This is a genomic window from Pseudomonas sp. B37(2017), from assembly GCF_002112885.1.
Taxonomy (GTDB): Bacteria; Pseudomonadota; Gammaproteobacteria; order Pseudomonadales; family Pseudomonadaceae; genus Aquipseudomonas; species Aquipseudomonas paraglycinae.
Genome location: NZ_NEIX01000020.1, coordinates 17,719 through 37,946, shown reverse-complemented (window position 1 = coordinate 37,946; position 20,228 = coordinate 17,719). Strand labels below are relative to the sequence as shown.

At 62.3% G+C, this 20,228-nt stretch carries 15 protein-coding genes; 14 read left to right on the top strand and 1 reads right to left on the bottom strand.

Annotated elements, in window-relative coordinates; translation table 11 throughout:
• Positions 1 to 6 precede the first annotated feature (6 nt).
• From CAF90_RS28505 to ureC, 14 genes are all read left to right on the top strand, one after another.
• Positions 7 to 795: an ABC transporter ATP-binding protein gene (locus CAF90_RS28505; protein WP_085609226.1), complete on the top strand. Its 789-nt coding sequence runs from the start codon at positions 7 to 9 to the stop codon at positions 793 to 795.
• Positions 792 to 1,739: an ABC transporter substrate-binding protein gene (locus tag CAF90_RS28500; protein ID WP_085609225.1), complete on the top strand. Its 948-nt coding sequence runs from the start codon at positions 792 to 794 to the stop codon at positions 1,737 to 1,739. The genes CAF90_RS28505 and CAF90_RS28500 overlap by 4 nt, the downstream gene beginning before the upstream one ends.
• A complete protein-coding gene (locus tag CAF90_RS28495; protein WP_085609224.1) occupies positions 1,736 to 2,746 on the top strand; it encodes an iron ABC transporter permease in 1,011 nt (336 codons plus the stop codon). The genes CAF90_RS28500 and CAF90_RS28495 overlap by 4 nt, the downstream gene beginning before the upstream one ends.
• 205 nt (positions 2,747 to 2,951) lie before the next feature.
• Positions 2,952 to 4,217, top strand: a complete 1,266-nt coding sequence (urtA, locus tag CAF90_RS28490; protein WP_007950596.1) for an urea ABC transporter substrate-binding protein — start codon at positions 2,952 to 2,954, stop codon at positions 4,215 to 4,217.
• A gap of 144 nt (positions 4,218 to 4,361) precedes the next feature.
• The gene (urtB, locus tag CAF90_RS28485) at positions 4,362 to 5,864 is read left to right on the top strand and encodes an urea ABC transporter permease subunit UrtB (RefSeq protein WP_085609223.1); all 1,503 of its coding nucleotides are present in this window, start codon (positions 4,362 to 4,364) and stop codon (positions 5,862 to 5,864) included.
• Positions 5,864 to 6,943, top strand: coding sequence for an urea ABC transporter permease subunit UrtC (gene urtC / locus CAF90_RS28480; protein ID WP_085609222.1), 1,080 nt, complete (start codon positions 5,864 to 5,866; stop codon positions 6,941 to 6,943). The genes urtB and urtC overlap by 1 nt, the downstream gene beginning before the upstream one ends.
• On the top strand, positions 6,940 to 7,809 hold the full coding sequence (gene urtD / locus CAF90_RS28475) for an urea ABC transporter ATP-binding protein UrtD (RefSeq protein ID WP_007950599.1): 870 nt from the start codon (positions 6,940 to 6,942) through the stop codon (positions 7,807 to 7,809). The genes urtC and urtD overlap by 4 nt, the downstream gene beginning before the upstream one ends.
• A 13-nt stretch (positions 7,810 to 7,822) precedes the next feature.
• Positions 7,823 to 8,521 carry an urea ABC transporter ATP-binding subunit UrtE gene (gene urtE / locus CAF90_RS28470; RefSeq protein WP_007950600.1) on the top strand — a complete coding sequence of 233 codons (699 nt, stop codon included), beginning with the start codon at positions 7,823 to 7,825 and terminating at the stop codon, positions 8,519 to 8,521.
• A 43-nt stretch (positions 8,522 to 8,564) separates the two neighbouring features.
• Positions 8,565 to 9,404 (top strand): urease accessory protein UreD, encoded by an 840-nt coding sequence (locus CAF90_RS28465; protein WP_085609221.1) that lies wholly within the window; start codon positions 8,565 to 8,567, stop codon positions 9,402 to 9,404.
• Positions 9,405 to 9,437: 33 nt separating this feature from the next.
• Positions 9,438 to 9,740, top strand: coding sequence for an urease subunit gamma (ureA, locus tag CAF90_RS28460; protein ID WP_039766748.1), 303 nt, complete (start codon positions 9,438 to 9,440; stop codon positions 9,738 to 9,740).
• A 9-nt stretch (positions 9,741 to 9,749) separates the two neighbouring features.
• The gene (locus CAF90_RS28455) at positions 9,750 to 10,283 is read left to right on the top strand and encodes a GNAT family N-acetyltransferase (protein WP_007950603.1); all 534 of its coding nucleotides are present in this window, start codon (positions 9,750 to 9,752) and stop codon (positions 10,281 to 10,283) included.
• A 5-nt stretch (positions 10,284 to 10,288) separates the two neighbouring features.
• Positions 10,289 to 10,822 carry a GNAT family N-acetyltransferase gene (locus CAF90_RS28450; RefSeq protein ID WP_085609220.1) on the top strand — a complete coding sequence of 178 codons (534 nt, stop codon included), beginning with the start codon at positions 10,289 to 10,291 and terminating at the stop codon, positions 10,820 to 10,822.
• Positions 10,822 to 11,127 carry an urease subunit beta gene (locus tag CAF90_RS28445; protein WP_007950605.1) on the top strand — a complete coding sequence of 102 codons (306 nt, stop codon included), beginning with the start codon at positions 10,822 to 10,824 and terminating at the stop codon, positions 11,125 to 11,127. Before CAF90_RS28450 ends, CAF90_RS28445 begins: the two co-directional genes overlap by 1 nt.
• A 149-nt stretch (positions 11,128 to 11,276) precedes the next feature.
• Complete coding sequence (gene ureC / locus CAF90_RS28440; RefSeq protein WP_011332230.1) at positions 11,277 to 12,977, top strand: urease subunit alpha; 1,701 nt, start codon at positions 11,277 to 11,279, stop codon at positions 12,975 to 12,977.
• 49 nt (positions 12,978 to 13,026) lie between these two features.
• Here the strand turns inward: ureC and CAF90_RS28435 are convergent, their stop codons facing one another.
• Positions 13,027 to 20,076, bottom strand: a complete 7,050-nt coding sequence (locus CAF90_RS28435; protein WP_170929434.1) for an NEL-type E3 ubiquitin ligase domain-containing protein — start codon at positions 20,074 to 20,076, stop codon at positions 13,027 to 13,029.
• Positions 20,077 to 20,228 lie beyond the last annotated feature (152 nt).

Here is a 20,228-nt window from a genome sequence, read left to right as displayed (position 1 = left end):
AACGAAATGACCTCACTGTCCCTCACCCATCTCGCCTGGACACCTCTGGGCCACGGCCACTGCCATCACCAGTTCCAGCTGCGTGACGCCTCGTTGCAAGTGGCCTCCGGTGAGTTCGTCGGGCTGATCGGGCCCAATGGCAGCGGCAAGACCAGCCTGTTGCGCTGCGCCTATCGCTTCAGTCAGCCGGAACACGGTGAGGTCAGACTCGATCACCACAACGTGTGGAAACAATCCTCACGCTGGTGCGCGCAACGCATCGCCGTGGTGCTGCAGGAATTCCCCGACGCCTTCGGCCTGACCGTCGAAGAAGTGGTCGCCATGGGCCGCACGCCGCACAAAGGCCTGTTCGACGGCGACACGCTGGAAGACCGCAATCTCGCCACCCAGGCCCTCAAATCCGTGGGCCTCGAAGGCTTCGAAGACCACGCGTTCGCCACCCTGTCCGGTGGAGAAAAACAGCGGGTGATCCTCGCCCGAGCCCTGACCCAGCAACCGCAACTGCTGATCCTCGACGAGCCGACCAACCACCTCGACCCGCGTTATCAACTGGAACTGCTGCAACTGGTCAAGCGTTTGCAGATCGGCACGCTGGCAAGCATTCACGACCTGAACCTCGCCGCCGCGTTCTGCGACCGTTTGTATGTGATCAATCACGGTCGCATCGTCGCCAGCGGCACGCCGCAACAAGTCCTGACCGTCGAACTGCTGCGTGACGTGTTCGGCGTCGAAGCGTTGATCGATTCCCACCCTCTCCACGGCTACCCGCGAATCACCTGGATAACCCGACCATGACTGTGCGCTCCCTGCTTTGCCTCGCCCTGTTGCTGGGCACCACCCACGCCTTCGCCGAGGCCACCCAGTATCCGCTGACGATCCAGAGCTGCAACCGTGAAGTGACCTTCAAGGAAGCGCCGAAACACGCGGTCAGTCACGACATCAACATGACCCAGATGATGCTCGCCCTCGGCCTCAAGTCGAAGATGGCCGGCTACAGCGGCGTCAGTGGCTGGAAATCGGTAACGCCTGAAATGCAGAGCCTGCTCGACGGTCTGCCGGAGCTGGCAGCCAAGTACCCATCGGTGGAAACCCTGCTCAACGCCAACGTCGATTTCTTCTTCGCCGGCTGGGACTACGGCATGCGCGTCGGCGGCGATCTCACGCCGCAGACCCTGCAACCGCTGGGCATCAATGTGTATGAATTGACCGAATCCTGCGCCTTCGTGATGAAGCGCCCCGCCGCCACGCTGGAAGACACTTACAACGACCTGCGCAACCTCGGCAAAATCTTCGACGTGCAGGATCGCGCCAACGCGCTGATCGCCGACATGCAAAGTCAGGTCGCCGAAGTCCGCAAAGACCTGCCCGCCGAAAAACCGCGGGTGTTCCTGTACGACAGCGGCGAAGACCGCGCCATGACCTCCGGCCGCCTCGGCATGCCGCAAGCGCTGATCGACGCCGCCGGCGGGCGCAACGTTCTCGATGACGTCGAAGCGAGCTGGACCCGGGTCAACTGGGAAACCGTGGTCGAGCGCAATCCGCAGGTGATCGTGATCGTCGACTACAGCGAAATCACCGCCGAGCAGAAGATTGAATTCCTGCTGAAGAACAAGGCGCTGCAATCGGTGGACGCGATCAAGAACCAGCGCTTCATTGTCATCCCTTACGTGCAGGCCACGCCGGGGATCGACAACGTGCTGGCGGTTGAAACCCTGGCCAAAGGGTTTCACGGCGAATGATCAATCGTCGCTACGGCTGGCTGCTGATTGCCCTCGGCGCGGTGCTGCTGGTGTCGTGCGTGGTGTCGCTGGGCTTTGGCCCGGCGCGGGTGCCGGTGGACGTGGTGTGGCGGATTCTGCTGCACAAACTGTTCGGCCTCGGTGTGCCGGACTGGAGCGCCGGCCAGGAACACATCGTCTGGCTGATCCGCGTGCCGCGCATGTTGCTCGGTGCATTGGTGGGCGCCGGGCTGGCGTTGATCGGCGCGGTGCTGCAAGCCGTCACGCGAAATCCGCTGGCCGATCCGCACCTGCTCGGCGTCACTTCCGGCGCAACCCTCGGTGCAGTGATCGTGGTGCTGCACGTCGGTGAAATTGTCGGCCTGCTGACCTTGCCGATTGCCGCATTCATCGGCGCATTGTTGAGCATGTTTCTGGTGCTGGGCATCGCCAACCGCCAGGGTCGGCTGGACAGTGATCGTCTGCTGCTGTGCGGCGTGGCGGTGTCGTTCGTGATGATGGCGATCGCCAATCTGCTGTTGTTCATGGGCGATCACCGCGCCAGTTCGGCGGTGATGTTCTGGATGCTCGGCGGCCTCGGTCTGGCGCGCTGGGAGTTGTTGGCGGTGCCGGCGCTGAGCGTGTTGCTCGGACTGATTCTGCTGATCGGCATGGCCCGTCCGCTCAATGCCTTGATGGCCGGCGAACAGACCGCCGTCACCCTCGGCCTGAATGCCCGGGCGGTGCGTCTGCGGGTGTTCGTGATTGCTTCACTGATGACCGGGGTGCTGGTGTCGATCAGCGGCTCCATCGGTTTTGTCGGGCTGATGGTGCCGCACATTGCCCGGCGTCTGATCGGTGCCGAGCACCGTCGCCTGCTGCCGGTGTGCGTGTTGCTCGGCAGCGTTTTCCTCGTCTGGGTCGACGTCGCCGCGCGGACGCTGATCGCCCCCGAAGACCTGCCTATCGGCGTCGCCACCGCCGCCCTCGGCGGGCTGTTCTTCATCGGCCTGATGCGCCGCCGCTGAATCCTCCGGGTGCGCCCCAATCTGGCGCACCCCGCTGCACCTTTGCATGCAACACGTCCCCTCATGGTGCGCCGACTCTGCGCGCAACCGCTCTAAACCGACATTTCCCTGCCCAAACCCGACCGGGCACAGCCCTTGCAAAACACCCTTCAGTCGTTCGCATCTGCCAACCATAAAAAACTTTAACGTTCATGGAGATCGCACAATGAAGCGTCGCAGTTTGATCAAGGCTTTCACACTCACGGCATCCATTGCCGCGATGGGCATGACCTGGACCGTACAGGCCGCCGAGACCATCAAGGTCGGGATTCTGCATTCGTTGTCCGGCACCATGGCGATCTCCGAAACGTCGCTCAAGGACATGGCGTTGATGACCATCGACGAGATCAACGCCAAGGGCGGAGTGAACGGCAAGATGCTCGAACCGGTGGTGGTCGACCCGGCGTCGAACTGGCCGCTGTTCGCGGAAAAGGGCCGGCAGTTGCTGACCCAAGACAAGGTCGCGGTGGTGTTCGGCTGCTGGACCTCGGTGTCGCGCAAATCGGTGCTGCCGGTGTTCGAAGAACTCAACGGCCTGCTGTTCTACCCGGTGCAATACGAAGGTGAAGAGATGTCGCCGAACGTGTTCTACACCGGCGCCGCGCCGAACCAGCAAGCGATCCCGGCGGTTGAATACCTGATGAGCGAAGAAGGCGGCAGCGCCAAGCGCTACTTCCTGCTCGGCACCGACTATGTGTACCCGCGCACCACCAACAAGATCCTGCGTTCGTTCCTGCATTCCAAAGGCGTAGCGGATAAAGACATCGAAGAGGTCTACACCCCGTTCGGCCACAGCGACTATCAAACCATCGTAGCCAACATCAAAAAATTCTCGGCCGGCGGCAAGACCGCTGTGATTTCGACCGTGAATGGCGACTCCAACGTGCCGTTCTACAAAGAGCTGGCCAACCAGGGCCTGAAGGCGACCGACGTACCGGTGGTGGCGTTCTCGGTGGGCGAAGAAGAACTGCGCGGCATCGACACCAAACCGCTGGTGGGCAACCTCGCGGCGTGGAACTACTTCGAGTCGGTGGATAACCCGGCGAACAAGAAATTCGTCGCCGACTGGAAAGCCTACGCGAAGAAACACAACCTGCCGGGTGCCGACAAAGCGGTGACCAACGATCCGATGGAAGCCACTTACGTCGGCATCCACATGTGGGCGCAGGCGGCGGAAAAAGCCAAATCGACCGACGTCGACAAGGTCCGCGAAGCCCTCGGCGGCCAGACCTTCGCCGCGCCGTCCGGCTACACCCTGACCATGGACAAGACCAATCACCACCTGCACAAACCGGTGATGATCGGCGAGATCCAGAGCGACGGGCAGTTCAACGTGGTGTGGCAGACCGAGGGGCCGATTCGGGCGCAGCCTTGGAGCCCGTTCATTCCGGGTAACGACAAGAAGCCGGAGTATGCGGTGAAGAGCAACTGAGTTAACCCGCTCAACCTGATCGTTCCCACGCTCTGCGTGGGAATGCCTCAATGGACGCTCTGCGTCCGCTTTTGGGACGCGGAGCGTCCCGGGCTGCATTCCCACGCGGAGCGTGGGAACGATCACTACGCAAGGCCATTTCATATGCCCACTGCCCTTTACCGATTGATCCTGGCCCTCGCACTTTTGCTGCCGATAGCCGCCCACGCCAGCGACGCCGAAGACTTCGTCGCCGCCAACCCCACGCAACAAGCCAAATTGCTGGAAGCCTGGGCCGCGCAGCCCGATCCGGCCCGTGTCGAACTGATCAACGCCCTGCAACAAGGCGAACTGACCGTCGACGGCCAACCCAAAACCCTGCGCCTGAACAATCGCCTGCGGGGTCTGATCGACACCGCGCTGGCCAGCCACCAATTGCTCGCCGCCGACGCCAAAACCCGTCTGACCGCCGCGCAGCAATTGCAGAAAAGCGCCAAACCGGCGCAGCTGAAATTCCTCGACCAGCAACTGGCTGGCGAACAAGACGAAAACGTCCACGCCGCCCTGAGCCTGGCGCTGGCCAATCTGCAACTGGTCGACACCGACCCGGCGGTGCGCCTCGCGGCCGTGCGCCTGCTTGGTGAAACCGGCGACCCGCTGGCCCGCACCCGCCTCGAAGGCTTGCTCGAACCCGGCGTCGAGACCGATGCCAATGTGCGCACCGCCGCCGAAACCAGCCTCGCCCAGGTCAAGCGCAAACTGCTGGTCGGCGAACTGCTCGGCCAGGCCTTCAGCGGCATGTCCCTCGGTTCGATTCTGCTGCTCGCCGCACTGGGTCTGGCGATCACCTTCGGCCTGCTCGGTGTGATCAACATGGCCCACGGCGAGATGCTGATGCTCGGCGCCTACTCGACCTACGTCGTGCAGCTGATGTTCCAGCGCTACGCGCCGAATGCCATCGAGTTCTATCCGTTGATCGCGCTGCCGGTGGCGTTCTTCGTCACCGCCGCCATCGGCATGGCCCTGGAGCGCACGGTGATCCGTCATCTCTACGGCCGCCCACTGGAGACCCTGCTCGCCACCTGGGGCATCAGCCTGATGCTGATTCAGCTGGTGCGTCTGGTGTTCGGTGCGCAGAACGTTGAAGTGGCGAACCCGGCGTGGCTGTCCGGCGGGATTCAGGTGTTGCCGAATCTGGTGCTGCCGTACAACCGCATCGTGATCATCGCGTTTGCGTTGTTTGTGGTGGTGCTGACCTGGCTGCTGCTGAACAAGACCCGCCTCGGCCTGAACGTGCGCGCCGTCACCCAGAATCGCAACATGGCCGCCTGCTGCGGCGTGCCGACAGGGCGCGTCGACATGCTCGCCTTCGGTCTCGGTTCGGGCATCGCCGGACTCGGTGGCGTGGCCCTGAGCCAGATTGGCAACGTCGGCCCTGACCTCGGCCAGAGCTACATCATCGACTCGTTCCTGGTGGTGGTGCTCGGCGGTGTCGGCCAACTGGCCGGCAGCGTGTTCGCCGCATTTGGCCTGGGCATCGCCAACAAGATTCTCGAACCGCAGATCGGTGCGGTGCTCGGCAAGATCCTGATCCTCGCGCTGATCATTCTGTTCATCCAGAAACGTCCGCAAGGCCTCTTCGCACTGAAAGGACGGGTGATCGACTGATGAACCAGCCTCTACTAGTCACGGCCACACAAAAGGCCGGCCCGAAAGTCACTCTCGCTGTCGGCGCGGTGGTTCTCGCGTTGCTGATCGCCCTGCCGCTGCTGTCGTTGTTGCCGGCGGAGAGTGCGCTGCATGTCTCGGCCTACACCCTGACGCTGGTCGGCAAGATTCTCTGCTACGCCATCGTTGCCCTGGCGCTGGATCTGGTCTGGGGTTACGCAGGTCTCTTGTCGCTGGGCCACGGTCTGTTCTTCGCCCTCGGCGGCTATGCAATGGGCATGTACCTGATGCGTCAGGCCGCCGGTGATGGCTTGCCGGCGTTCATGACCTTCCTGTCGTGGACCGAATTGCCGTGGTACTGGAGCGGCACCGGCAACTTCCTCTGGGCGATGTGCCTGGTGGTGTTGGCGCCGGGGTTGCTGGCGCTGGTGTTCGGTTTCTTCGCCTTCCGTTCGCGGATCAAGGGTGTGTATTTCTCGATCATGACCCAGGCCCTGACCTTCGCCGGGATGCTGCTGTTCTTTCGCAACGAGACCGGCTTCGGCGGCAACAACGGCTTCACCAATTTCCGCACGATCCTCGGTTTCGGCATCACCGAACCCGGCACTCGCGCGGTGCTGTTTCTGGCGACGGTGCTGTTGCTGGTAGCGAGCCTGTTCATCGGCTGGCGCCTGGCCCGCAGCAAGTTCGGCCGGGTGCTGACTGCCCTGCGCGATGCGGAGAATCGCCTGATGTTCTGTGGCTACGATCCGCGCGGTTTCAAGCTGTTCGTCTGGGTGTTGAGCGCGGTGTTGTGTGGTCTGGCGGGTGCGTTGTACGTGCCGCAAGTGGGGATCATCAACCCGAGCGAAATGTCGCCGACCAACTCGATCGAAGCCGCCGTGTGGGTGGCCCTTGGCGGGCGCGGCACCCTGATCGGCCCGCTGCTCGGCGCCGGTGTGGTCAACGGCATGAAGAGCTGGTTCACCGTGGCCTTCCCCGAATACTGGCTGTTCTTCCTCGGCGCGCTGTTCATCGTCGTGACGTTGTACCTGCCCAAAGGCGTGATCGGTCTGCTGAAGAAACGAGGTGAATCATGAGAGTCACGGCGAGCGCTGAATTCATGCTGGAACCGGCCTTTTTCCCGGTGGAGCCGAACAAGGACGAAGGCACCAGCCGCGACTCGATCGGCCTCGGGCAACGCGTCGGTCCGGGCCTCGACACCCGTCACGGCACGATCCTGACCCTGGAAGACATCAGCGTCAGCTTCGACGGCTTCCGGGCGCTGAACAATTTGAACCTGTACATCGGCGTCGGCGAACTGCGCTGCATCATCGGCCCCAACGGCGCGGGCAAGACCACGCTGATGGACGTGATCACCGGCAAGACCCGGCCGAGCCACGGCAAGGCGTGGTTCGGCGAAACCCTCGACCTGACGCAGATGAGCGAAGTGCAGATCGCCCAGGCCGGCATCGGTCGCAAGTTCCAGAAACCGACGGTGTTCGAAGCGTTGAGCGTGTTCGAGAACCTGGAGCTCGCGCAGAAAACCGACAAGTCGGTGTGGGCCAGTCTGCGGGCGAAGTTGAGCGGCGAGCAGAAAGACCGGATCAGCGAAGTGCTCGACACGATTCGCCTGACCACTTCGGTCAATCGCCCCGCCGGGCTGCTGTCTCATGGGCAGAAGCAGTTTCTGGAAATCGGCATGTTGCTGATGCAGGACCCGCAATTGCTGCTGCTCGATGAACCGGTAGCGGGCATGACCGACGCCGAAACCGAGTTCACCGCCGAGCTGTTCAAGTCCCTCGCGGGCAAGCACTCGCTGATGGTGGTGGAACACGACATGGGTTTCGTCGGCTCGATTGCCGACCACGTCACCGTGTTGCATCAGGGCAGCGTGCTGGCCGAAGGATCACTGGAACAGGTGCAGGACAACGAGCGCGTGATCGAAGTCTATCTCGGCCGCTGAAGAGGAATTGAACATGCTGCAAGTCGACAAGCTGCACCAGTACTACGGCGGTAGCCACATCCTGCGCGGGCTGAGCTTTGACGTGAAGGTCGGCGAAGTGACCTGCCTGCTCGGCCGTAACGGTGTGGGCAAGACCACGTTGCTCAAATGCCTGATGGGCCTGCTGCCGGCCAAGGAAGGCGCGGTCAACTGGGAAGGCAAACCGATCACCACGTTCAAGCCGCATCAGCGGGTGCACGCCGGGATCGCCTACGTGCCGCAGGGCCGGGAGATTTTCGGCCGGCTGACCGTGGAAGAAAATCTGCTGATGGGCTTATCGCGTTTCCCCGGCAGCGAAGCCAAGGAAGTTCCGGCGTTCATTTACGAGCTGTTCCCGGTGCTGTTGCAAATGAAACAGCGGCGCGGCGGTGACCTGTCCGGCGGTCAGCAACAGCAGCTCGCGATTGGCCGTGCACTGGCCAGCCGTCCGCGTCTGCTGATTCTCGACGAACCCACCGAAGGCATCCAGCCGTCGGTGATCAAGGAAATCGGCGCGGTGATCAAGAAGCTCGCCGCCCGGGGCGACATGGCGATTCTGCTGGTGGAGCAGTTCTACGATTTCGCCGCCGAACTGGCCGATCAGTACCTGGTGATGTCCCGGGGCGAGATCGTGCAGCAGGGCCGTGGCGAAAATATGGAAGCCGAAGGTGTGCGCGGGCTGGTGACTATTTGAGGTTACGGTCTAATCTGTAGCGTCCTAACGATAATTAGAAAACATGAACTTACCTGTTGCGACTGCTCTGTTTACCCCGAGCTGGCACGCCGAGCTCGAGCTGGCCTACGCCCGCTTCGGCGATTGCACGCGGCCGACCCGACGCCGGCACCTCGGCCCGTTGCGGGTGCAAAAGCATCTGTACGCCGAAGGGCCCGAGGTCTGCCAGCACATCATCGTCCACCCGCCGGGCGGGATTGCCGGCGGTGACCGGCTGGACATCAGCGCCCGCGTCGAACAAGGCGCCTGGGCACAGATCACCAGCCCCGGCGCGGCCAAGTGGTATCGCGCGGCGGGGCCCGCTTATCAGTCGCTGAACCTGCATGTCGCTGATGGCGCGACACTGGAATGGCTGCCCCAGGAAACCATCGTCTACAGCGCCGCCCAGGCTGAACTCGCGACCTCGATCGAGCTTGAAGGCGATGCGCGGCTGTTCTACTGGGACGTAGTGGCGCTCGGGCGTCCGGCCAGTGGCGAGCGTTTCGACCTCGGGCACTTCCAGGCGCATCTGGATATTCGCCGTGATGGGCGGTTGTTGTGGCATGAGCGCCAGCGCATCGTCGGCGATGACGGCTTGCTTGATTCGCCGATCGGGCTGGATGGCAATCCGGTGTTTGCGACGTTGCTGGTCACCGGTGAGATTGATGCTGAACTGCTGGAGCGATGCCGCTCGCTGGGCCACGAGATGCGCGGGGATCTGACGCAACTTCCCGGACTTTTGGTCGCCCGTTGCCTGGCCAGTGAAGCGTTGCTGGCGCGGGCGTGGCTGATCGATCTGTGGCGATTGCTCAGGCCTGCGCTGCTTGGCCGCGAAGCCCTGCCCCCCCGAATCTGGAACACCTGATTTTCTTCAACTGCCGACAATGGATTTCAAACGATGGACCTGACCCCACGCGAAAAAGACAAGCTGCTGATCTTCACCGCCGGCCTCGTGGCCGAGCGGCGACTGGCCCGTGGCGTGAAGCTCAACTACCCGGAAGCCATGGCCTACATCTCGGCAGCGCTGCTCGAAGGCGCTCGTGACGGCCAGACCGTGGCCGAACTGATGCACTACGGCACCACCCTGCTGACCCGCGATCAGGTGATGGAAGGCATCCCGGAAATGATCCCGGAGATCCAGGTCGAAGCGACGTTTCCCGACGGCACCAAACTGGTCACCGTCCACCAACCGATCGTCTGAGGCCGCGCCATGACTTACACCATCCGCGATGCACTGCATGCCGACCTGCCGGCGATCCGCGACATCTACAACGACGCCGTGCTCAACACCACGGCGATCTGGAATGAATCCGCCGTCGACCTCGGCAACCGTCAGGCGTGGTTCAGCGCGCGCCAGGCCCAGGGTTATCCGATCCTGGTGATCGTCGACGCCGACAACACCACCCTCGGCTACGCTTCGTTCGGTGACTGGCGGCCGTTCGACGGTTTCCGCCACACCGTCGAGCACTCGGTCTACGTGCGCAGCGACCAGCGCGGCAACGGCCTCGGCCCGCAACTGATGACCGCGCTGATCGAACGCGCGAAAACCTGCGACAAGCACGTCATGGTCGCCGCCATCGAGAGCGGCAACGCCGCATCGATCCGCCTGCACGAGCGCGCCGGTTTCATCACCACCGGGCAGATGCCGCAAGTCGGCACCAAGTTCGGCCGCTGGCTCGACCTGACCTTCATGCAACTGACCCTCAATCCTGGCGCGGAGCCGCCGCCCGCCCACAAGGAGTGACACCGATGAACCCCGCCCAACTGCGACGCGTCAATGCTGAAAGTTTTGCGCACTATCGTCAGGGCCTGATCGACCTGCTGCTCGACGCCGTGGGCTATGGCGCCAGCGTCGGCTTCATGGCCGACCTCGATGCCGCGCAGGCCCGCACCTATTTCGACGACGTGCAGGACAACCTGAACAAGGGCAGCGTCTTGCTGTGGGTGGTGGTCAAGGACGAACAGGTGCAGGCCAGCGTCCAGTTGAGCCTGTGCCAGAAGGCCAACGGCCTGAACCGCGCCGAGGTGCAGAAACTGCTGGTGCGCGAACACGCCCGGCGGCGCGGCCTCGGTCAGCAGTTGATGCAAGCGCTTGAGCTGGCAGCCCGCCAATACAAGCGCGGCATGCTTTACCTCGACACCGAGGCCGGCTCCCCGGCTGAAGATTTCTACAAGGCCCTGGGTTACACCCGCGCCGGGGAAATCCCCGACTACGCCTGCGACCCGAACGGCACCTATCGCCCGACGGCCCTCTATTACAAAGTCCTGCAAGGAGCGAACTGATGATTCCCGGCGAATACAAAATCCAGCCCGGCGACATCGAACTCAACGTCGGTCGTCGCACTGTCAGCCTGAAAGTGGCGAACAGCGGCGACCGGCCGATCCAGGTCGGCTCGCACTACCATTTTTTCGAAACCAACGACGCCCTGACCTTCGACCGCGCGGCCAGCCGTGGCATGCGCCTGAACATCCCGGCGGGCACGGCCGTGCGCTTCGAGCCGGGACAAAGCCGCGAGGTGGAACTGGTGGATTACGCCGGGCACCGGCGGGTGTTCGGGTTTGCCGGGCGGGTCATGGGTGACCTCTGAAATTTGCGGTGTCTCCATCGCGAGCAGGCTCGCTCCCACATTAAACCGAGTTCCTCCAGCTGGAATCCGATCCCCTGTGGGAGCGAGCCTGCTCGCGAAAGTGAGCGCAGCGAACGATCTCAAAACCAATTGAATTCCAAGGCGAACACATGAAGATCTCGCGTCAAGCCTACGCCGACATGTTCGGCCCCACCGTCGGCGACAAGGTGCGCCTGGCCGACACCGAGCTGTGGATCGAGGTCGAACAGGACTTCACCACCTACGGCGAAGAAGTGAAATTCGGCGGCGGCAAAGTGATCCGCGACGGCCAGGGCCAGAGCCAGTTGCTGGCGGCCGAAGTGGTCGATACCGTCATCACCAACGCGCTGATCATCGACCACTGGGGCATCGTCAAGGCTGACGTCGGCCTCAAGGACGGGCGCATCGCCGCCATCGGCAAGGCTGGCAACCCGGACGTGCAGCCCGGCGTGACCATCGCCATCGGCGCCAGCAGCGAAGTGATAGCCGGCGAAGGCATGATCCTCACCGCCGGCGGCATCGACACGCACATCCACTTCATCTGCCCGCAGCAGATCGAAGAAGCGCTGATGAGCGGTGTCACCACCATGATCGGCGGCGGCACCGGCCCGGCCACCGGCACCAACGCCACCACCTGCACTTCGGGGCCGTGGCACCTGGCGCGGATGCTCCAGGCGGCGGATGCGTTCCCGATGAACATCGGCCTCACCGGCAAGGGCAACGCCAGCCTGCCGGAGCCGCTGATCGAGCAGGTCAAGGCCGGCGCCATCGGCCTCAAGCTGCATGAAGACTGGGGCACCACCCCGGCGAGCATCGACAACTGTCTGAGCGTCGCCGACCAGTACGACGTGCAAGTGGCGATCCACACCGACACCCTCAACGAGTCCGGTTTCGTCGAAACCACCCTCGGCGCGTTCAAGGGCCGGACCATCCACACCTATCACACCGAAGGTGCCGGTGGCGGCCATGCGCCGGACATCATCAAGGCCTGCGGTTTCGCCAACGTGCTGCCGAGTTCGACCAACCCGACCCGGCCGTTCACCCGCAACACCATCGACGAACACCTCGACATGCTGATGGTCTGCCACCACCTCGACCCGAGCATTGCCGAAGACGTGGCGTTCGCCGAAAGCCGCATCCGCCGCGAAACGATTGCCGCCGAAGACATCCTCCACGACCTCGGTGCGTTCTCGATGATCAGCTCCGACAGTCAGGCCATGGGCCGCGTCGGCGAAGTCATCACACGCACCTGGCAGACCGCCGACAAGATGAAAAAGCAGCGCGGCCCGCTGCCTCAGGACGGCGAAGGCAACGACAACTTCCGCGCCAAACGCTACATCGCCAAGTACACGATCAACCCGGCGATCACCCACGGCATCAGCCATGAGGTGGGCTCCGTGGAAGTCGGCAAATGGGCCGACCTGGTGCTGTGGCGCCCGGCGTTCTTCGGCGTGAAACCGACGCTGATCCTCAAGGGCGGCGCCATCGCCGCGAGCCTGATGGGCGACGCCAACGCCTCGATCCCGACCCCGCAACCGGTGCACTACCGCCCGATGTTCGCCAGTTACGGTGGCTCGCTGCACGCCACCAGCCTGACCTTCATCAGCCAGGCGGCGCAGGCGTCGGGACTGCCCGAAGCGTTGGGCCTGAAGAAGAAAATCGCCGTGGTCAAAGGCTGCCGCGACGTGCAGAAAACCGACTTGATCCACAACGACTACCTGCCGAACATCGACGTCGACCCGCAGACCTATCAGGTCAAGGCCGACGGCGTGTTGCTCTGGTGTGAACCGGCCGAAACCCTGCCGATGGCGCAACGTTACTTTCTGTTCTGAGTCAGCGCCCCGGTCGTCGAGGCTTTCGATGACCGGGACTGCCGACACTTCAGCGGGTTGAAGTGTCCATCGAATAACGTGAAGAGCCAGGCTGCTCCTCGTCGAGAGTGACCGTCAGCGGTTCGCCTGTTTCCAGGTGCGACAGGGCAATCAGTTGCTGGTTGCGCTCGATACCGCGCTCGATCTCGAGCATCTGCACCGCCTCCTGATACGCCGTGCTGGTCACGTCTTCATATTCATCCTCGAGTCGTTGCAGCTTTTCATCCGCACTGCGCTTGAGTGCGCCGAGTTCGTCCGGGTACTTCTCGGTCAGGTACTGCACCCAGTATTCGCGACTGATCAGCTCTTCATAGAACCGCTCGCTTTTTTCCGCCGTCACGACGGCGTCACGCGCCGTCGCCAGCTCCTCGCCCCTGATGGGTCGGGCAAATCGCATGTGCCTTGGCTGCCCGGGCAGTTGCAGGCCGTCCTCCCAACCTGAAGTCAGACCGATTCGATATTGCAATCGAACTTCCGCAGGATCGGCATGACGTCCCATGTTGCGGGCAGCAAGTTTTTCCACCTCGCCCAGGCGGAACAGCTGCCGCGACAAGTCGAGCAAGGCGCGCCCCTTCGCCAAGAGGCCGGGTTGCAAATGTCGCAAGGCGTTGTACTCGAACACCTTGACCTCGATTTCACTGAACGCCAGGGTGCGGCCATCGACGCATGTCGTGTGCGTGGTCGCCATGGAAAACAGTGTGTCGCGCAGCTCCCGACTGCCATCGGCCGCTTCGACGATTTCCCAGATGCGTCGTGTCAGATCGGCGCGAAACACCCGGAACTCCTCCGTATGCGGCATCTGCGAAAGCAGATGGAAGAAGGCGGCGTTGTCGGGCTCGGCGGCCAACCGCTGCCACATCGCCCGACAGCGAGCGGCGTCCTCATGAGGAATGTTGTCAATCCAGGGTGTGGCCTGGAGTTCAAGAACGCTTTCAGCAAGTGTCGGAACCACTTCATCCGGTTCTGCATCACTTTCGAAGCCCGCGCCATCACCGTCACTTTCGGTCGTACTGTCCATGTCATCGATCATCCGGTCGATGTCGGCATACGTCAGGCCCAGCACGTCGCCACGCCCATGGGTATCGGCGTAATCACGCAGCTGGATCAGACTTTGTTGCGACATTTCGTAGTTCTCCGACAGATTGCTGCCGGCTAGCAAACCGGCATGGTCGCTGTCGTACAACTCGACGGGAATCGACGAGATTTCATTGTTGCTCAGATCGATCGCTTGCAATCGGGGAGCTTGCAGCACCCCTTCCGGCCATGCCGTGAGCAGGTTGTCACGCAGGTTCAGCCGCTCCAGTCGCTCCAGTCGGGCGACGCTGAACGTGCGCAGGCCATTGTGGCTCAGGTCCAGCCGCCGCAGTTGCGGCAGGCCCGCCAGCGTTTGATCCAGCGCTGCGGAATCCACAAGCCCGGTGAATGACAGCTCCAGTCGCTCAATTTGCAGCATGTGCCCCACTGGCTCGGGAATTGCCAGCAAGTGATTGCCGCCGATGTTGAGCCTTCGCACCTGCGTGAAGGCCCTGAGAAAGTCATTGGAACCCTCGGTAGTGAGCTTCACTCCCGCAAGATTCAGGGTCCGCACCGCCGCGAACGTTGCGTCCAGTGCGGGCAGGTTGCCCACCTGCAGGCCGTCGAGATTCAGCTCTCGGTCAACCACGCCATTCCAGTCGACCGTGCCCTCACGCCAGCATTCGATGATCCGCTGTGCGGCGAGCTGACGAGTGCGCGATGACACGACCCAATCCATGCCCCGGGTTTCATGGGTGAACAACCAATCGTTCAGACGTCGCGTCAGCGACTCGAATGTCTGCTCCCAAGCGTCGATTCGTGCACCGATCTCAACTTCGGTCAGCCCCGCGCCTTGCAGCCGTTCAATCGCCAGCTGCGCCTGAGCGCTGTCGTACTGCGAGCGCAGGCGCTGGATACGTGCAACCCACCCGGCCGGATCTTCGCCTGTCGACAGCGGCGGCAGCGGCAACAAACGTCGAGCGATCACCGAGCCACTTTCGACGGGCGGCGTGCGATGGCGCGGTTCTTCCAGCGCAAAGCGCTGCAACGATCCTGGCAGCAGGCCTCTGGCCTGTTCGATGCGCTGACGTGCGATGACCAGCAACAGGTTGGCCTGCTCGGTCAGCGGTGTTCCGACCAGGCTGGTATCGAGCAACAACGCGTCACGCGCCAGCAACGCCTCCGGCAGCGAGGTCAACTGACTGTTGCTGAGATCCAGCCAGGTCAGCTCCGGCAGAAGCTCTGCCCCCACCGGCCATTCGCGCAGGGCCGTCGCGCTGAGATCCAGCGCCATCAGGCGATTCATCCCGCGCACGTCGATACTGCTCAGCGGATTGTCGTGCAGGTTCAGGGTTTCGAGTGCCGGCAGGGTATCTGCATCCAACGGCAATTCACTCAAGCCACAATGGCTCAGATCGAGGGTATCGATCCCGCGAAAGGTGCTGATGAAACCACGCAACTGCTCGACCGGTGCCTGCAATCCGGCCAGATGCAGACTTCTGACGTGGGTGAATCCTTCTGCCGAAAGCGTCGGCAGACTGTCCACCGGCGAGCCGAGAATATCCAGCACCGACGCATCGTTGGGCAAGCTGACGTACAGGTTGAAAAATATACTTTCGGTCCGCGCGCCATAACGCTGGAACAATCCGCTGCGCCAACTGGCCTTCAGCGCATCGGCAACCGCCAAACGCGCGGTCCCGCCATTTTGAAGCGTCGGTTCGGCGCCGACCCACCCGTCCAGACGGTTGAGTTCACTGAACTGTTCACTCAAGGTTTCGATCGCCGCAAAGCGGCTGCCGACGTCAGCCCATTGCGCCTTGAAACCCGTACTCAAGACATCGAACAGGCTCGGCTCCATGCCGACAAAACGCTTGAGTTCGCCGCGGCAATAGTCAGCGACCATTTCGTCCAGATCGAGCAGATGCCGGGGCTGGTTGCGGACAAATTCGTAGATCGGTTTGAACACCCGACGCGGGAACCTCGACCAGTCCAATGACAGGCCGGACAACAGCCGCTGATGGCCCTCATAGATTTCCATCGGCAGGGTGTTGATTGCCGTTGATCGCAGGTTCAGGCGCTCCAGCCGTGGCAAATCCAGAACACCGTGTGGCCATTGGTGCATATGCGGACTGCCGATTTCCAGCCTGCGCAGTTGGCGCAGGCCGCCGACGTCGAGCGTCATGGGTACCACCGGATTCATGCCTCCAGAGGAACAGTGCAGCTCCAGCTCTTCGAGCCGGGTCAGCTCCCGAAGCCGTGTCGCCACTTGCCCGGTAATCGGAGTGGAGAGTTTCAGACGGGTCATGTGACGCAGGGTTTTCAAGGTCGCGAGCACTTTGTCGAATTCCGCAACGCGCGCGGTCAGTGCCAGTTTCTCGACATTGGGAAACGCCGCAAGCGTGTCGCCCACGACCGGAACGCGCAACGTCAGTTCGCGAACATGGGAGAAGTCCGCCGCCAATGACGGCAGCGGCGCGTCACTGATCAGCGTCAGGCGGGCCGCTCGCGGATCGTGTTCGGCCAACGGTGCATTGCGCCAACAGTCCTTGATGTTTTGCACCACGCTGACGAACTCGTCGCGGGCACTGCGCAGGCGCAGGTTCTGCGACATCATCCACTGATCGAGTGTTGTTTCCAGCTCCCGCCACTCGCTCAACCGGTTATTGAGCAGATGAAAGATCTGTTGGTCGGTCTTGCCCAGCCGCCATTGCTCGAGAATGAAGCCGCGGGCCTGAACATCGGTCAGCCCCGGGTAGGCGCTCTGGACATGACCGGTCAACGCCGGGTTCGGCCCCGGTCCATCGCCGCTGGCGGGATAACCGAGCAGTTTGGGGGCAATGCGTTGCGGCGGTTTGAACCATGGTTTTTCTGCCGCGCCCGCACGCAGAATCCAGGCCGACTGACTGCGCTCGGCGAGCGCTCGTTCAATGATCGCGTTTTGCAACTCGATGCTCTGCCCGACACTCGGAAAACCCAACGCATGACGTGCCGGATCGGGCAAGGCATGCATCAACGAGCTGAAAAAGTTATCACCCGTGTGGGGAATACTATTGAGCGGCTCACCACGCTCATTGTCGGCTTGAAAGGCATCTCCATGCTTGACCAGATACTTGTGCGCAGAGGCCGTTTCGCTGCCGATGGCATCCAGCATCGGCCCGCTGATGCTGCCCTCGCGGATTTCCAGATGCACGTCATCGGACCATCCCGGTAGCCGACCCAATGTCTGCAACGCGAGATGACGACTGTCGGGCGAGGCCATGGTTTCACTGCGCAACCCGGCCAGAGCCCGGGTCAGGCGTCCCTGCTGGCGATACCAGCGACCGAGTTCCTGCAAATGCGACGGGACCTTAGCGGCGCTGTCCAGTCGCGCCAGCTCTTCGGCATCGGCCTGTCCCAATGCAGCCGTTGCCTCTCGCCCGGTCAACCCGGGGACGACTCGTTGCAGCTTTACCGCCCGAGGGTCGAATGGATCGTTTGCCTTGAGAAGACTGTTGAACAACGCAGGCTGGTGCGCGCTGGCGTAGTCGGCAATCTGTCTGGAAAACTCCTGTGCCCTCGATGCGCGAACCCGTGCAGGCTCGCCACCCAGCAGACGCACCGTCTCTGCCTCATCCAGTGCCGCGAGTATCCGGGCCGGTAGCTCACCGTTCAGCACCTCGGCCCGGCTGATGCGAATCGGCGCCTTGCCGCCGCGTTTCGTCCCGTAACCGATTGCCCGCCCCGAGAAGTCCGGGCTGTCGAAGATCTGCAGCCTGCGCCCGAACGGCCAGCGCGGCATGTCGGGAAGCAGCGGCAACAGATGCATGAGTCGACTGTCGACTGCCTGAGTGCCGGCTGCCTGTTCGACGATCAATCCGGCATCGCGCTCGGCGTTGAACAGTTGCATGGCATCCGCCAGTTCCGGCGGCGGCAAGGCGTTGTCCAGGTGCATCTTGCGCAAGGCGTTGTCGCTGACACCCGCCACATCGGCCATCGTCAATAATTGCTCGTCAGCAAACGGGTCAGTGCGGTGGCCGATACGCCGCAACAGCGTCAACCGGTCCCAGTCCTGCGGTCGTTCCAGAGTATGCCGCCATGCGCCGGCGCCGTTGTGCGTCAAGGGCGGCTGATAGGCCTGCGGATCGCTCGGATGCTGGATGCGCCAGGCTTTGAGCGACTCGTCGTAAGTCTGCTGATAAGTCTTGCCATCGAGGCGTATGCAGGTTTTTTCTCCCGACTCGTACTGCCCCAGCGCATTCGGTACAGCATTCTCGTCCAGTGTGACCGGACTCTCGTAGCCACTCAGATCAGGCTTCCACAAGCGAGTCGTGCCGTCCGGCATTTCCACCGGGTGCAGGTGCTCGATGACCGGTGTCGATCGGGCGGCGGTCAGCCGGGCGAGCCCTTTGCCGGCGCCCGCCATCAAGGCAATCAACGCCAGATTCTGCGCGACATCGATCAGATGCGCCTTGGCGGCCTTGCGATCACCCTCGCTCCACTCGATGGCGCCTTCAAGGGTTTCTTCGAGCAGTTGCCCGGCCATCACCACCATCATCACTTCGCCCAATACCGGCACGAACATCGAGACGCCCATCAGCACCAGCATGCCGATGTTCAACAATGTGGCGAGCTTCTCCGAGCGCACTTTGGCGTCGACATCCGCCGTGGGCACGGCATGGCTACGGGCATCGGCGATCAAACGGTCACGATGCTGCTCGAACTGGTAATTCCACAGGTCGATGTTGTCCGACCAGATCCCGCCGCCCTTGCGCGACAGGTCAACCGGGTTCAGATACGGATCTGCGTTGGGCACCTGTTCGACCGGCGGCGCAGGCGGTAACTCGTGAATGCCGATCAGTGCCGCGTTGATCGGATTGAGTGCCTTGAAAAACTCATTGAGCAGCGGCTCGTAAGGAGCGAGTTTTTGCGAAAACGTGCGGTTCGGCGTGTCGTCGGTGAACTGGCCGAAGTAGCGCGGTCGGTCGGCATACGCGACGAACTGGCTGAAAAACCGCTGGTAGCTATTGGGGTCTGCAGGATGAGCCTGAGTCGCATCGGGAGCGGTGAACCGCTGATTGAACATCGTCGCGATTTCCCGCCCCTTGTAGCGTTTGAGCGGGTGGTAGGGATCACCCGGGATGTACAGGATCGCGTCGTCGCTGTAGCGATACTTCTCGCAGATCGTGAACATTACACAGCCGGTCATGCGCCGGCCCATCAGGCCCAGATCACGGAACCAGATTTGCCGCTGGCCCTGACGCGGTGCCAGTTCGCCGTTGAGGATCGATCGAATCGAGGCGTAATCCTCACGGCCGATATCACCCTTGACCAACGCCAGTTCTGCAGCTGCATGCAATGCGGTTTTATGGGCGTCGATGAATTTATCGCGCAGCACGTGCTCGGCCACCGCGTCTCTGGGGTGCAGGAAATCCTTGAGGTAAGCCTGGTATTTCTCCCCGATGTCCAGCGAGCGGCACAGGCCGGTGAATTGCTCGACGGTCAGGTGCGTGTTCAACGGCGCAAGCGTGCCGGGTGTCGAGGTTTCACTGCGAAATCCCGATGTTTCATGAAAAGCCCCGTTTTTGCATTCTCGGGCTTCGAAGTTGTGCAGCGCCGCTTGCAGCAAGGGCAGCTTCAGGACTTCGAAGAAATCGATATCGATGGCAAAAATCCCGATCTCCACCGGTTTGTTCAGCACCAGCCAGGTCTTGCTGACGTCCAGCGTCACGTTGAAGCGGTCCTTGAGGGCCTTGGTCAGCAACGGCGCGGCGAAGCTGTCGATGTCCTGAAAGTTTGACATGGCCTTGTCCAGACGAGTCTGGGCGGCGAGGCTGGCGGTCACGGCATCGCCCACCGCCTTGCGTTGATCGCGCGATGCGCGCCTGTACCAGTCAGGTTTGGCGGGATCGACACTGTTCACCCCTTCCCGCTGCCGAGCCGAGGCGTTGATCAGCCAGTCCGGGCTGGCCTTCTGAAGGAAATCGGCGTGCAGACTTTGCGTCGCGCGCGGAACTGGCGGGAGGGGGGCGTTATCGGGTGATGATCGGGTGACAGGGATTCCGGGCATGGTTTCACTCCTTGAAATGGAGCGAAAGCAGACCATGGCAAGCCTCTGTGGCTGCGGTAGATATGTATCGTGGCACCGCGGGTTGTCAGCGAAAATTTCAGATCCGAGCGGCGCTTTCATTCCCGCGCAAAGGGGCTAATATTCGAACGCCC

Coding starts and splice junctions, on each gene's coding strand:
- CAF90_RS28500 (WP_085609225.1), top strand. CDS start 792: ATGACTGTGCGCTCCCTGCTTTGCCTCGCCCTGTTGCTGGGCACCACC.
- urtE (WP_007950600.1), top strand. CDS start 7,823: ATGCTGCAAGTCGACAAGCTGCACCAGTACTACGGCGGTAGCCACATC.
- CAF90_RS28435 (WP_170929434.1), bottom strand. CDS start 20,076: ATGCCCGGAATCCCTGTCACCCGATCATCACCCGATAACGCCCCCCTC.
- urtC (WP_085609222.1), top strand. CDS start 5,864: ATGAACCAGCCTCTACTAGTCACGGCCACACAAAAGGCCGGCCCGAAA.
- CAF90_RS28450 (WP_085609220.1), top strand. CDS start 10,289: ATGAACCCCGCCCAACTGCGACGCGTCAATGCTGAAAGTTTTGCGCAC.
- CAF90_RS28495 (WP_085609224.1), top strand. CDS start 1,736: ATGATCAATCGTCGCTACGGCTGGCTGCTGATTGCCCTCGGCGCGGTG.
- urtA (WP_007950596.1), top strand. CDS start 2,952: ATGAAGCGTCGCAGTTTGATCAAGGCTTTCACACTCACGGCATCCATT.
- CAF90_RS28445 (WP_007950605.1), top strand. CDS start 10,822: ATGATTCCCGGCGAATACAAAATCCAGCCCGGCGACATCGAACTCAAC.
- CAF90_RS28465 (WP_085609221.1), top strand. CDS start 8,565: ATGAACTTACCTGTTGCGACTGCTCTGTTTACCCCGAGCTGGCACGCC.
- ureC (WP_011332230.1), top strand. CDS start 11,277: ATGAAGATCTCGCGTCAAGCCTACGCCGACATGTTCGGCCCCACCGTC.
- CAF90_RS28455 (WP_007950603.1), top strand. CDS start 9,750: ATGACTTACACCATCCGCGATGCACTGCATGCCGACCTGCCGGCGATC.
- CAF90_RS28505 (WP_085609226.1), top strand. CDS start 7: ATGACCTCACTGTCCCTCACCCATCTCGCCTGGACACCTCTGGGCCAC.
- ureA (WP_039766748.1), top strand. CDS start 9,438: ATGGACCTGACCCCACGCGAAAAAGACAAGCTGCTGATCTTCACCGCC.
- urtB (WP_085609223.1), top strand. CDS start 4,362: ATGCCCACTGCCCTTTACCGATTGATCCTGGCCCTCGCACTTTTGCTG.
- urtD (WP_007950599.1), top strand. CDS start 6,940: ATGAGAGTCACGGCGAGCGCTGAATTCATGCTGGAACCGGCCTTTTTC.